This is a genomic window from Natronomonas gomsonensis (genome assembly GCF_013391635.1).
Taxonomy (GTDB): domain Archaea; phylum Halobacteriota; class Halobacteria; order Halobacteriales; family Haloarculaceae; genus Natronomonas; species Natronomonas gomsonensis_A.
Map to the genome: position 1 here is coordinate 216,332 of NZ_JACAWU010000001.1, position 13,344 is coordinate 229,675.

The window sequence follows — 13,344 nt, forward strand, 5'->3', positions numbered from 1 at the left end:
AAGGGTAACGTTACTTTCGTCGACCGCTCGGGTGATAGCCCGCGGTAGCGACGGCCTACTCCCCCGCAAGCGTCCGAAGGGTAGCGGTAACGAAGGCGACGGGAACGTAGCACCCAGAAGATGCGACTCGAACGACTCTCGCTTGCGGAGTGGGACGACGCCCTTCCGGACCACGGAATCGAACCGTTCCATGCCCCCGAAGCGCTGGAAGTGCTGGACGACCATACCACCAGCGACCTCCAGTTGTTTGCGGGGTTCAACGGCGACCGGCCGGTAGCACTGCTGCCGGTGTTCGGCCGGTCGACCCCACTCGGGCGGGTACTCACGTCACCGCCGCCCGGGATGGGCGTCTCACGACTCGGGCCAGTGCTCATGCCGGCCAGCCCCAAACGGAGCAAACGGGAGAAACTCAACCGCGAGTTCACCGACCTCGTCGTGGACGCGACCCGCGCCGACTCGAGGGCGACGCTGCTTCGGCTGGTGTGTCCCACCGCGTACGGCGACCCCCGGCCCTACGTCTGGGACGGCCTCGACGTCGAACCCCTGTGGACCTACCGGCTGGACATCGACGACTGCACGCCAGACGAGTTGCTCACAGCGGCGAGCAAGAGTCTTCGCCGTGAAATCAACGACGCGGCGGCGCTGGACGTGACAGTCGAGCGAGAGGGGCTGGACGGCACGCGAGCGGTGTTCGACGAGACCCGAAAGCGGTACGCCGAGCAAGGGGAGGCGCTGTCGGTGTCGTGGCCGTACGTCCGCGACCTCGTCCGAGCGATGCGGGAGACCGACCGCGCGCGCACCTACGTCGCTCGCGACGCCGAGGGACGATTCCTCACGGGCATCACCGTCCTCTACTCGAACGACGCGGCGTACTTCTGGCAGGGCGGTACCCGGTGTGTCCACGACGGCGTCGCAGTCAACGGACTGCTCCACTGGAACATCATCGAGGACATCGCCGAGGACCCACCGCGGCCGTCGGTGTCGACCTACGACCTCCTCGGCGCCAACACCGAACGACTCAGCCGGTACAAGAGCAAGTTCGGGTCGACGCTGACGCCGTACTACGTCGTCGAATCGGGTGGATTGGGGATGACCGCGGCGAAGAAGGCGTACCAGCTCGTGGGTCGGTGACCTCGATGCGCGTGCTCAGCCTCGTCACCAACAGGCGGGCGACGTTCTACAGAGGACAGCGCGCCGCGCTCCGCGACCGCGGCGTCGTCGTCGACACCGTCAGCGTCCCGGGGAGCCGGTCGGACGACGGGCTCGTGGGACGAACACCGGCGACGTACCTCCGTTTCTACGGACGGGTGCTGCGGTCGTCCCTCGCCGACTACGACCTCGTCCACGCCAGTTACGGCCTCACCGCGCCGGCGGCGCTGTTGCAACCGAACCGACCCGTCGTCATGACGCTGTGGGGCAGCGACCTGATGGGCCGATACGGCCCGCTCAGCAAACTGTGTGCCAGAGCGGCCGACGAAGTCGTCGTCATGTCGACCGAGATGGCGGAAGTCCTCGGACAGCCGTGTCACGTCATCCCACACGGCATCGACGTCGAGCGGTTTCAGCCGGCTTCGAAAGCCGAGAGTCGGGCCGCGCTGGGCTGGGACGACGCCGACGGCTATCAGGTGCTGTTCCCGTACGGTCCGGAGCGACCCATCAAGGACTATCCCCGCGCCGAGCGTGTCGTCGCGGCCGCCGAGGGGAGACTCGAAGCGCCCGTCGAACTCCGGAGCGTCACCGGCGTCCCCCACGAAGAGATGCCGACGGTCGTCAACGCCGCCGACGCCCTGCTTTTGACCTCGGAGCGAGAGGGGTCGCCGAACTCGGTGAAAGAGGCGCTAGCGTGTAACGTGCCGGTCGTTTCGACCGACGTGGGCGACGTCTCGACGATGCTTCGGGACGTCGAACCCTCCGCGGTCGGGTCGACGGACGCAGAACTCGTCGACGGCCTGGTCGAGGTGCTGTCGACCGGCGGCCGCTCGAACGGCCGAACGATGGTCCAGCACATTCGACTGGAGAACCAGGTCGAGCAACTCCACGGCGTGTACGAACGCGCCCTCGCGGAGACCGCTCGCCGCTAAGCCGACTATAACGAAGTCGATACTCCCCTTCCCGTGAGCGCATGGAGGATTCAGTATCGGAGCGGAGAGCGACCGGCCGACCGAAACGACCCCTGCGTCTGGAGCTGTCGGCGTACGGGCAGTTGCTTCATCGTCTTCGCGAGGAGGGGCGCCGATTCGTCGACGTCCGCCGGCGTGCCGACGGCGTCGTGTTACACCACGACGTGGAGCTGTCGCTGTCCCGCGCGCTCACGATGGCGCGACTGGAGGCGACTCACCGCATCCGCGGAACGTACTGCATCCCGGTTCGGTCGTCGCTTCACGACGCCTCGACGGTAGTGTTCGCACGCACCGTCCGGTCGATTTCGCGGCTCGGCCACGAGGTCGGCCTCCAGTTCGACCCGAGGGCCTACTGGGAGGAGCTTCCGAGCGAGGCGGCGCTGCTGTCAGAAATCGACCGCGAGCGGAGAGCACTGAGTCGGCTCTCGAAGGACCCCGTCGAGGTCGTCTCGTTTCGACGGCCGACGGAGCGGCTCAGTCGGCTCGAACTCCCAGACGCCATCAACGCCTGTCGGGACCCCGAGGAGCCGTCGTATCGGGTCGTGACCGACCGGGAGCTTCGAGACACCGAACCGTTTTCCGACGGCATCCCCGAGCGGTTCCGACTGGTCGTCCACCCCGGTCTGTGGCGGCCCGTCGCACAGTCGGAGTCGGCCGTCGTCGAGACGTACCGACAGAAGGCGGCGTCGGCCGTCGAATCCTACTTCGACGCCTTCGACATCCCGACACCGCGCCGATAACGTCGACTCCGTCAGGACTCCTCGAGCTGTTTCAGGTCCGGGTGGTCGGCGACGGCCGATGGGAGGACGCCCGTCTCGGCGACGTGGTCGGCGACCCGGTCACGGAACGCAACCCACGCCTCGTGTCGGCGGAGTATCACCACCGGAACCCTATCGACGCCCAGCACCTTCGCTATCGACAGCCGGTTGCGGCCGTCCGCGAACAGCAACTCGCCGTCGCGGCCGATGTCTATCGCCATCTCGTCGTTGATGAGGCGGTCGTAGACCGAACGCCGTCGCGAGCCGACCGGGTCGTCGTAGGCGCTATCGGCCGCCAACTCCCGCTGGGTTCGAAAGCCATCGGCCGCGACGCGCTCGTACAGCCGGTCGAGGTTCCGGAGACGGCGCTCCAGCGCCGCCCGCGAGTCACACCCCCACGGCTGTTCGCCGCGGCGTATCTCCTCGAGCACGCGGTCGAAAAACGCCGTCTCCGACCACTCGAGGTCCCGCTGGAAGTGCGCTTCGAACGCCCGGTAGACGTCGGTGTCGACGAATCGGCGTCCGCTTCGGTCCCAGTCGCCGTCCATCACTGAACCGGCCCACCGGAATCGCGGCAATTCGGGCGGTTCGGTGACGTACTCGATTCGGTCGGGGTCGACCCAGGCGATTCGGTAGGGGTCTATCGGCGCCGTGTGGCGTCGGCCGTGGCGCCACTGCGCATAGCGGAGCCACAGGTGGGCATAGCGGCCACGGAGTTCCGCCAGCGGGCCATCGAGCCACGGCACGGCTGCGGCGAGCCGTCGACCGGTGCCCCGAACGACCGAGTCGAGCATCGAGAGGGCGCCCGCGGACGCCTCACGACCAGCCATCGGCCACCCCGTTCCGTCGGAAAGCGCCGTCGCTCGCCGCCGTCGTCACGTATCGACTACCGGTACTCGGACCCGAGCGAACCATTCTGCCGTACGGACTCGACCCGTGTGTTTCGTTATTTTACCCCTACACCCGTGGGAAAGCGTACCTTACCCACGGACATCGGGAGGCACCTGGTGGAAACGCAGCATCAGCCGTGACGGCGACCCGTTCCGATTAGTACGTTCATACCCCGAACGGTTGGTTTGGACGGTTACCTGTGTTTATATGGGTCGCCGGTAAGGGTTCCAATCGAGCCAACGGGTGGACGACGCGGGGAACGGGATAGGGGATGTGGTTCGGTGCCACTAACGCGTGGTGGCCGTGTCGCCGTCGGTGGCGGTGCGGCCGCGATAGCGACTGCAGGCGGTGAACGGGCGTCCTCGACGTGCCACTTACGGCGACCGAAAGGGGAGAACCATGTCACAAGCTCAAACCACACGACAAACGCAGGTCGAATCGGCACCCGAGACAGCGGACGACGACAGCGAGGCCGTCTCGTCCGTCCCGCTCGACGTCGTCTTCGGGCTGTTGAAAAACGAGCGTCGCCGGCTCGTCTTGAAGTTCCTAGAGGATTCGGACGGCGGAACGTCGCTCAGCGACCTCGCGGAACACATCGCGGCGGTGGAGAACGACAAGGCGGTGTCGGCGCTGAGTTCCCAGGAGCGAAAGCGCGTCTACATCGGGCTCTATCAGTGTCACCTCCCACAGATGGCTGACAGCGGCGCCATCGAGTTCGACAAGAATCGGGGGACCGTCGGGCACGGACCCAACATCGACCAGTTCCTCGAGTACCTCGAGCAGCCCGAACCGACCCGCTCACGGTGGAGTCGCTACTACCTCGGCCACACCGTCGTCAGCCTCACGCTCGTCGTCGGTGCACTGGTGGTGTACGAAGCCCTCGCGACGGCGTTTTTCGCGCTCTCGATGCTCGGCTTTGCGGCGCTGGCGGTTCTGCACACCTCCCACGCGCGGGACTGAACGCCGACGAACCGTCAGCACGTTCGGTCGTATCGTCCGCACGCTGTGTGGCGGTTTTCCGTGTGTGAATAGTTACCGCTTACTTGTATTCGCCCTCGACTCTCCGGAGCATAACAAAGCGATTGGCTCCACCCAGAGTGGGTAACCGGCGCCGACAGTTCGGCACCCCGGGACCCAGATATGTACCGACGCTACACGACAGATTCGACAGGCGACCGTCCGACAACTACCGCCGCGATTCGGGGGGAGTGCTGACGATGTGCGGCATCACCGCGTACGTCGGGTCCGACGACGCCGTCGACAACCTACTGACGACGCTCACGAACCTCGAATACCGGGGATACGACTCCGCTGGCGTCGCGCTACTCGACGGGAGCGACCTCGACGTTCGGAAACGAGAGGGGGAGACCGACCGACTGAAAGAGGCCGTCTCCGAGCACCCGCCGAGTGGCCCCATCGGCATTGGACACACCCGCTGGAGCACCCACGGCCCGCCCTCGGACGCCAACGCCCACCCCCACACCGACTGCCACGGGCGAGTCGCCGTCGTCCACAACGGCATCATCGAGAACTACGAGACGTTACGGGACGACCTCCGCGCACGCGGCCACGAGTTCACCAGCGACACCGACAGCGAAGTCGTGCCACACCTCATCTCGGAGCGACTGGCTGCCGGAAGCGACCCCGAGACCGCGTTTCGGGAGAGCATCGCACAGCTGGAGGGGAGTTACGCCATCGCCGCAGTCATCCGCGGTGAAGACGCCGTCTTCGCGACCCGGAGCGGCTCGCCGCTCGTCGTCGGGTTGGGCGAGACGGCCAACTATCTCGCCAGCGACGTGCCCGCGTTCCTCGAGTTCACCGACCGCGTCATCCACCTCGATGACGGCGATTTCGCCGTCGTTCGACCCGACGACGTCCGCCTGACGGACGTCGACGGACACGCCGTCCACCGGGCGCCGGACACCGTCGAGTGGACCGACGGTGACGCCGACAAGAGCGGCTACAACCACTACATGCACAAGGAGATACACGAACAGCCGGTCGCGCTCAGACAGACCGTCCGAGGGCGGACCGACCCGACGGGCGACGGCGTCGTCTTCGAGGAGTTCCCACCCGGCTCCTTCGATGACGTTCGTGAGGTGGTGTTCGTCGCCTGCGGCACGTCGTATCACGCCGCGCTGTACGGACAGGCGATGCTCCGACGTCGAGGGGTTCCGGCGACGGCGGCGCTGGCGAGCGAGTTCGCCACCGAACCACACCCCGTCGACGAGGGGACGCTCGTCGTCGCGGTCACCCAAAGCGGTGAAACCGCCGACACGCTGGCGGCGATGCGAGCGGTTGCCGACACGCCCGCACGGACGCTCGCGGTCACGAACGTCGTCGGATCGACGGCTGCCCGGGAGGCCGACGACGCGCTGTTCATCCGGGCGGGGCCCGAAATCGGCGTCGCGGCGACGAAGACGTTCTCCTCGCAGGTCGCCACCCTCGGGTTGCTCGCCGAGCGACTGCGACTCGACAACGACCCCGACGCGACGCCAGACGAGGCGTTCCTCGACGGATTGCAAGCGATTCCGGAGGCTCTCGAATCGATACTCGGCGACCACCACGCCGAACGGGTCGCCAACGCCTACGGCGCCAAGGAGTCGTACTTCTTCATCGGTCGAGGCGTGGGGTTCCCTGTCTCCCTCGAAGGCGCGTTGAAGTTCAAGGAGATAACGTACGAACACGCCGAGGGGTTCGCTGCCGGCGAACTGAAACACGGGCCGCTGGCGCTGGTAACCGATAATTCGGTCGTGACGGCGGTGTTCACCGGTCAAAACGACGAGAAGACGCTGCACAACGTCCGTGAGGTCCAGAGCCGCGGGGCGCCCGTCGTCGCTATCGCCCCGGAGTCGGCGACCGAGGTAAGACGGGCTGCCGACGAGACCATCGAAATCCCCGACGCACACCCCGAACTCTCGGGGCTGCTCTCGAACGTAGTGTTACAGCTGTTTTCGTATCACGCCGCCGAGCTCCGAGGCCGCCCGATAGACAAACCCCGGAACCTCGCGAAGAGCGTCACCGTCGAGTAAGCGGTGCCGAACCGACGTGTTCCGGCGATTTTAGCGACACCTGCGTCTGCGGCGAACTCGGAGTATCCTCCGGATAGCGGCGACGAACCGACCGTTCCGCTCGGCATTACAAAGTGATAGTGTGGGTAGCACCTGACATGGACTCCCTACAGGAGGACCAAACCAACTGGTCGTGTGAACGGTGTGGAACATCGGTGTCGGCACGGTTCGTTCGCGTGTTCGGAAGGGGCCGCTCCGTCTACGGCTGTACGCAGTGTCTCCCCTCGAAGGCGCTGTATGCGGGAGCGGCCGCCCGTTCCAGCGAGTGACGCCACGGATTATGTCACTCGGATCATCACAAAAAATTATACCACAGGAAAGCAACTGACGCATGGCGCGTCGAGGCGTGGTTTCGACCACCCGACGTGACGCGCCGAACCGCCACGTTCGTGGCGGTCCCACCCACCCCAACCGTTTCGCCCGCGAGAGGCCTCGAGGTGTTATCGCCGCTCGGCAGTCAGGAGTTGCCAGCCCGCGAGCACTGCGTACACCGAAAGCGACAGCGCAAACAGGACGGGCAAAAACGACTCGAACCACACGACCCCCACCAACAGCGCGACGATGCTGAGCGCCGTGTGAATCACGTACGCGATGGGCAGCCTCGTCGATTCGGGCTCCGACGGCTGGGAGAGATGGGCGTAGACGCGGTCGGCGTTCGGGCCGACCGAGACCGTCCCGTCGTCGAGAGAGACCACACCGACCTCTTCCATCCGTGGGAGGTGTGCCTGATAGAGGCTGACGTAGACGCGCTTTCGCTCCTGGGAACTCAGCGCCGACACCGCCTTGTCGTTCTCCACCGCCGCGATGTGTTCCGCGAGGTCGTTGATAGTCGACTCCCCGCCGGAGGCCTCGAGTTGCCGCAGCACGTGTCGACGCCGCGAGGAACTGAGAACGTCGAAGACGACGTCGAGTGAGTTCCCTTCGTTCGACGTTTCACTCCCGGTCGTGCCGCTTTCTCCACCCCCGCTATTCCCCCGAGTGTTCGATTTCGCGCTATAAGTCACGACCAACTGTGTGATGTCCATATCCATCCACCCTACGTCCCCGTCGCCACGAACAAGCAAGAATCTCCACCTTCGATGTCGAAGGGGAGGGTCACCCCTACTCGGCCCGGAGCGACGTTTACTCGACCGGCGAGACCGTGACCGAGCCCTCGCCATCGACGGTGACGTCCAGGCCGTCGTAAGCGAACGAGACTCGGAGTTGGTCGTCGGCCTCCGGGACGAACAGCGTATCGAGAGCGTCGGTGTTGATGGCGTCGTTCAAAAGCGGGAGCTTGGTCGGTTCGCTACCGGTGACGGCCGCGACAGCCTCGACGACCGCGAGACTCGGGGGGCGCTCCGCGGACCATTCGGTCCGGAACATACGAACACCTTCGGAATCGACCACGTGGCCGGGTTCGTCCCCGAGGGGACCAGACATATCCGCTAAGTCGACACCACCCCATATTAACGTTTTGAGAGTGTTTTTGATTCAACACAACCGCCTGCTCGTGGTTGCGGGATGAGCGAACCGACCGGCATTGCCTCGCCGTGTAGGAGATAACCACTCGTTATTCCGGATCGGTAATCGCCTGTTAACAATACCCGATGGCTGGGTACTGGAGACGATGTCATTCCGGTTGTCGAAGGAACGACGCGTGGGGGAACGCCGAGCGACCGAGTTACGGCGAGGGGGGACTGCGGGCCGAGAGCACCCCGACATCCGGGGGGGACGGTAGGACCGATGCCCCATCACGAACAGCCAGACCATCGCCCACGTCGGACCGGGGTCGAGGAGTCCGGCGGCGACGAGAGCGCACGCACAGAGGGGGCGGTAACCCGGCCAGCCGGTCCGACGAGCGACGACGACCACGACGCCCCGACGTTCGGGGACAGCGCGTGTGAACTCCGAGCGGAAAACCGGCGGCTCGAACGGCTCGTTCGCACGTTCGGCCACGACCTCCGGGGGCAGTTGATGGTCGCAAGCGGCCACCTCGAGTTGGCCAGAGAAGAGCCGGAGACCACCGACCACCTCGACGCTATCGACCGCGCCCACGACCGCATCGAGGCGCTCGTAGAGGACGTATCGGCTCTCGTTGACGACGGGGGCGTCGTCGGCGAGCGCGACTCCCTCGTCTTGGAGCGGCTCGTCGAGGACTGCTGGGCGACCGTCGAGACGACTGGGGCGACGGTGGTCGTCGACGCCGACAGGGCGGTTCGAGCCGACGCCTCTCGACTGTCGCAGGTGTTCGAGAACCTGTTTCGGAATGCTGTCGAGCACGGCGCACCGAGCAGTCGGACCCTGTCCGACGACGCCGAAACGACGACCCTGACGGTCACCGTCGGACTCCTCCCGAACGAGACGGGGTTCTTCGTCGAAGACGACGGCCCGGGAATTCCGGCGGGGCGACGCGAGGACGTGTTCGAGGCGGGGGTTTCGACGGACGAGGGCGGGACCGGACTCGGCCTCGCCATCGTTCGAGATGTCGTCGACGCCCACGGATGGGACATCGAGGTGACCGAGGGAAGCGACGGCGGCGCCCGATTCGAAATCACGGGCGTCGAACTCCGGCCACCGGACGCCTGAGCCGTTCCCGCCGACGCGTCCACGTAACCGACAATCGTTCCGGAGCAATCACAGCCAACCGTAGCCATCCCGACAGAACACTCACCCCACTTCCGACGGAAACTACTGATGCGAGCGGGCCACCGAGAACCGAATCCGAGTGGAGCGGCGGTTGTCGCCGGACGCACGCTATCCAACAATGTCATCAGAGTGGGACGAAATCGGCTACGTCATCAGCTCGAAGTACCGCGTCGCGGTGCTCCGACAGTTGGCGTCCGAGCCGTCGACGCCGACGACCATCGCCGAGGAGTCCGGACTCGGCATCACACACATCTCGCGTGCGCTGCGGCGGCTCCGGGAGCGGGAGATGGTCGAATTGCTCGTACCCGAGGCCCGACAGAAGGGCCGCCTGTACGCGCTGACCGAACTCGGCGAAGCGGTGTGGAAGCGCATCCTCACCGCTGATTTACTGACGTAGTGGGTGCCTAATCGGGGTACGCTTCCTATTACAATGCCGCCACGGGGCCTTTGCCCGGTAGATGCACCGTCGAACGATGCTCCGAACCGCAGCCGCGGGTCTCATCGCGGGACTCGCCGGTTGCGGGGAGCGAACCGAAACGCCAACCCCGACCCACGAGGGCGGACCGTCACCACCGACGACGACCCCCTCGGAGTACGGAACCGTCGTCGACCTCGTCGAGGAGGGTGCCGACCCGAACGGCGAGCGGTCGATACGACCGCTCCTCGAGGAGTACACCGACGACGACACGCTGTTGTATCTCAGAGAGGGCCGCTTCCTGCTCAGCGGCATCTGGAACATCGAAGATATTTCGAATCTCGCACTCGTCGGCGACCACGCGACGCTCGTTCCCGCGGAGGGCGACGATACGGTGCAGATAAACGCCATCGACAGCCGCGACATCGCCGTCGAGGGGCTTCACTTCGACTACACGAATCCCGAGGTCGACGGCCGGGCGCTCCAGTTGAAAGTGTCCGACGGGCTCCTCGTGTCGGACATCTCCGTCTCCGGCCAGATCGACCGCGGTGGCGGCCCCGTCCGCGTCGACGTGACCGACCCCGACGGGAAAGGGCTCGTCGAGCGCGTCAGCATCCCGGACGGCTCCGGCGAGTCGCGCGTGACGGGCATGTACGTGGGCGACGACAATCACGGCGAAATCGTCTTTCGGGACTGCCACGTCGAGGGGTTCTCCGACAACGGGCTGTACGCCGACCCCCCAGCCGGACGAATCGTCGTCGAGGGGGGCTACTACGCGAACTGCGGCATCTCGAACGTCCGAATCAAGAGCGGGTCGGTCGTCCGCGGCGCCCACATCCGGTGTGACGAACCGCACCCGGAGTTCGAGAACATGCGAGGCATCCGGGTCACCGACTACGAACCGAGGCCCGACGCCGAACCCTCTCTCGTCGAGGACTGCCGCGTCGAGTTGCTCGATGTCACACACAGCGACGGCGCAATCGTCCTCTCCTCGAAGCTCGCACGGTTGAACATCCGGAACTCCCGGATTCGTATCAACACCGACGGCATCAACGCCATCCGCGCGAAGGTGCCCGACCCGACGGTCGCCGAAGGGTCGACGCCACCCCGCCTCGACTGTGAGAACGTCACCGTGACCGGCAGCGCGGCGAACGACTCGGCCATTCGAATCGACGAACGCCACGGCTGTGTCCTCGACGGGCTGTACGTCCACCAGCCCGGCGATGACCGCGACGGTATCGAGTTCCGTCGGTCGAACGATAACGTCGTCACGAACAGTGTCCTCGACGTCGCGGGGCAGGCCGTGCGGCTCGTCGATTCGACCGCCAACGTCGACGCCTCCGTCTCGACGAACCGCAGAAACGGCCTCTCGAAGCGGTAAGAGCAGCCTACTGACCCGTTATACTGTGCATGTTATTGCCTATCGTATCCATCATCCCGGTAGCACGCGCATACCATCGTTAGTCGCCGTTTACCCTGAGTTAACGCCCGGAGCGGTTATTCTATACGCAAACACAGCAAAACTACATCCATCACCGAGTAACCACTAGGTATTCACGAGAAATCGACAGCTAAGCGCCCCTATCCGGGCATTACACTCTTGTAGATAATGCCTGCCTACTCGGATATGGCAGAACGCCAGCAGAGCGGTGACGGAAGCGGTGATGGTTTCGACCGACGAACGTATCTCAAACTGGCCAGCTCCGCGGCAGCGGTCGCAGCGACCGGCTTTGCGGGCTCGGCCGTCGCACTCCCCAGCGAGTACGACCCGGATACCGTCGTCGATTTGGGCGAAGAGGGACTGACTAACGGTGACGTAATCGACCCCTACCTCGAGGAGTTCTTCGAGAACAACGTCGAAGTCCGCATCCCCGAAGGCGAGTACGACTGGGAGGGTGACGGCTTCCACCGCAACGCCGAGTACAACGCGGGCGTCATCGGCGAGGGCGAGGTCATCCTCAACGCGACCGCCGGCGAGTTCAACAACAACATCCTCGCTGCCGGCGGCACCCTCGTCATCAAGAACCTCACCGTCCGCGGGAAGGTCACCGAATCCCGGATTCGGCTCGAGTGTGAGTCCGACGGCCACATCGTCGTCGACAACTGGAACTTCCCGGACGGCTCCGAGACCGACGACCGCTCGCGTGCGTTCTACTCCCCGCGAGAGCACGCCGGCGTCGTCGAGATTCACAACTGCTACATCAGCGAGTTCTCCGACAACGGCATCTACGCGAGTTCGCCGGGGTACGACGACGGCGGCGCGGACGGCCAGATAATCATCGACGGCTGTGTCACGCACAACGTCAACATCGCGGGCATCCGCGTCGGGTCGACGAACTCCATCGTCCGCGACTGTGTCGTCATCAACGACGCGAAGTCGCCGGACACCGGCTTTGCGCACAACCAGCGCGGCATCTGGGTTCGCGGTCCCGGAGACGATATCGTCATCGAGAACTGCGACGTGGTCCACTCCTGGGACGGCGCGACGGCCCCCCTCGACTTCGCCGGCGAGGGCCAGGACAGCAGCGGCCACATCGAGAACGTCCGCGTTTACAACAACGCCAGCCACGACGCCGTCCGGAGCCCACCCGAGGCGTGGTCCGGTAACGACATCGACGTGACTGGCGACGGCAACCTCACGGTGCCCGGCTGGTTCACCGACGTGTGTCAGGGCTCCGACTGTGTCTCCGCATCCACCGATACGAGCACGGACACCTCGGATACGACCACCGAGACCACCGACAGCACCGACACCACCGAGGACGCGAACACGGAGACGGGAACGGAACTCTCGCTGCGAACCACCGACTCCGGCGGCATCGAGTACGAGTTCACGACGACGGGCGAAGTCACACCGCTGTACAACCGGGACAGTTTCCCCGCAAACAGCGATACCGACGGCGCCGAACAGAACGACGACGGGACGTGGACCGGCTTCGGCGCCACCTCCGGCGGCATCTCCGAGAGCGGCGACTCCTTCCGCTACGAGGGCGACCTGCTGGATTACTCCGTCAGCGGCGACGTCGAGTCGCTGACCCTCTACGCCGACGGCGAGGCCGTCGACTTCGAGAGCCTCGTCGTCGAGGAAGACAGCAGTACCGACGAGTCCACCGACGGGTCGACCGACGGCTCTACCGACAGCACGGACTCCACCGACGAGACGACCGAAGACTCCAGCACGACCGAGCCCCTGCCGAACCGCGTCATCGTCGACGGGACGAACACCAACACCGTCGCGAGCTACAAGTTGTCTGTGTCCGGCGACATCGAGGCCGACGCCTCGCTCAGTTCGACGCTGGACGGCGGTACCCGGTGGGACGAACTGGAAGACGAGGTCGGCGACGGAACCGTTACCGGCGTCGTCGGGAAGGGCATGGACGGCTTCCGCTACTCCGGCGAACTCACCTCCGTGACCGTCGAGGGCGCGGTGGCCATCACCGTCGAGAGCAGCGACCTGTAAC

The 13,344-nt window shown here is 65.4% G+C and carries 13 protein-coding genes; 10 read left to right on the plus strand and 3 right to left on the minus strand.

Annotated features, from left to right (window positions below; translation table 11 throughout):
- Positions 1 to 120 precede the first annotated feature (120 nt).
- From HWX69_RS01315 to HWX69_RS01325, 3 genes are read left to right on the plus strand one after another with little or no spacing between them, the layout of a single operon-like run.
- On the plus strand, positions 121 to 1,131 hold the full coding sequence (locus tag HWX69_RS01315; RefSeq protein WP_178915269.1) for a GNAT family N-acetyltransferase: 1,011 nt from the start codon (positions 121 to 123) through the stop codon (positions 1,129 to 1,131).
- 5 nt (positions 1,132 to 1,136) lie between these two features.
- On the plus strand, positions 1,137 to 2,081 hold the full coding sequence (locus tag HWX69_RS01320) for a glycosyltransferase (protein WP_178915270.1): 945 nt from the start codon (positions 1,137 to 1,139) through the stop codon (positions 2,079 to 2,081).
- A 41-nt stretch (positions 2,082 to 2,122) separates the two neighbouring features.
- Complete coding sequence (locus tag HWX69_RS01325; protein WP_178915271.1) at positions 2,123 to 2,860, plus strand: hypothetical protein; 738 nt, start codon at positions 2,123 to 2,125, stop codon at positions 2,858 to 2,860.
- Between the two features lie 11 nt (positions 2,861 to 2,871).
- On the opposite strand, the gene HWX69_RS01330 is transcribed toward HWX69_RS01325, so the two are convergent.
- Positions 2,872 to 3,708: a ParB N-terminal domain-containing protein gene (locus HWX69_RS01330; RefSeq protein WP_178915272.1), complete on the minus strand. Its 837-nt coding sequence runs from the start codon at positions 3,706 to 3,708 to the stop codon at positions 2,872 to 2,874.
- Positions 3,709 to 4,168: 460 nt separating this feature from the next.
- Here HWX69_RS01330 and HWX69_RS01335 point away from each other — a divergent pair, with 460 nt between their 5' ends.
- The 3 genes from HWX69_RS01335 (at position 4,169) to HWX69_RS18450 (ending at position 7,109) form a co-directional block, all read left to right on the plus strand.
- Complete coding sequence (locus HWX69_RS01335; protein ID WP_178915273.1) at positions 4,169 to 4,729, plus strand: DUF7344 domain-containing protein; 561 nt, start codon at positions 4,169 to 4,171, stop codon at positions 4,727 to 4,729.
- A 257-nt stretch (positions 4,730 to 4,986) separates the two neighbouring features.
- A complete protein-coding gene (glmS, locus tag HWX69_RS01340; protein WP_178915274.1) occupies positions 4,987 to 6,801 on the plus strand; it encodes a glutamine--fructose-6-phosphate transaminase (isomerizing) in 1,815 nt (604 codons plus the stop codon).
- Between the two features lie 137 nt (positions 6,802 to 6,938).
- Positions 6,939 to 7,109 carry a DUF7563 family protein gene (locus HWX69_RS18450; RefSeq protein WP_463605608.1) on the plus strand — a complete coding sequence of 57 codons (171 nt, stop codon included), beginning with the start codon at positions 6,939 to 6,941 and terminating at the stop codon, positions 7,107 to 7,109.
- A gap of 171 nt (positions 7,110 to 7,280) precedes the next feature.
- On the opposite strand, the gene HWX69_RS01345 is transcribed toward HWX69_RS18450, so the two are convergent.
- Complete coding sequence (locus HWX69_RS01345; protein ID WP_178915275.1) at positions 7,281 to 7,865, minus strand: DUF7344 domain-containing protein; 585 nt, start codon at positions 7,863 to 7,865, stop codon at positions 7,281 to 7,283.
- Between the two features lie 97 nt (positions 7,866 to 7,962).
- Entirely contained in the window at positions 7,963 to 8,262 is a 300-nt protein-coding gene (locus HWX69_RS01350; RefSeq protein WP_218644647.1) for a HalOD1 output domain-containing protein, read from the minus strand.
- A 303-nt stretch (positions 8,263 to 8,565) separates the two neighbouring features.
- Here HWX69_RS01350 and HWX69_RS01355 point away from each other — a divergent pair, with 303 nt between their 5' ends.
- From HWX69_RS01355 to HWX69_RS01370, 4 genes are all read left to right on the plus strand, one after another.
- A complete protein-coding gene (locus HWX69_RS01355; RefSeq protein WP_178915276.1) occupies positions 8,566 to 9,408 on the plus strand; it encodes a sensor histidine kinase in 843 nt (280 codons plus the stop codon).
- Positions 9,409 to 9,586: 178 nt separating this feature from the next.
- Complete coding sequence (locus HWX69_RS01360) at positions 9,587 to 9,865, plus strand: ArsR family transcriptional regulator (RefSeq protein ID WP_178915277.1); 279 nt, start codon at positions 9,587 to 9,589, stop codon at positions 9,863 to 9,865.
- 76 nt (positions 9,866 to 9,941) lie between these two features.
- Positions 9,942 to 11,264: a hypothetical protein gene (locus HWX69_RS01365; RefSeq protein WP_178915278.1), complete on the plus strand. Its 1,323-nt coding sequence runs from the start codon at positions 9,942 to 9,944 to the stop codon at positions 11,262 to 11,264.
- A gap of 246 nt (positions 11,265 to 11,510) precedes the next feature.
- Positions 11,511 to 13,343, plus strand: a complete 1,833-nt coding sequence (locus tag HWX69_RS01370) for a right-handed parallel beta-helix repeat-containing protein (protein ID WP_178915279.1) — start codon at positions 11,511 to 11,513, stop codon at positions 13,341 to 13,343.
- The last annotated feature ends 1 nt before the right edge of the window (position 13,344 follow it).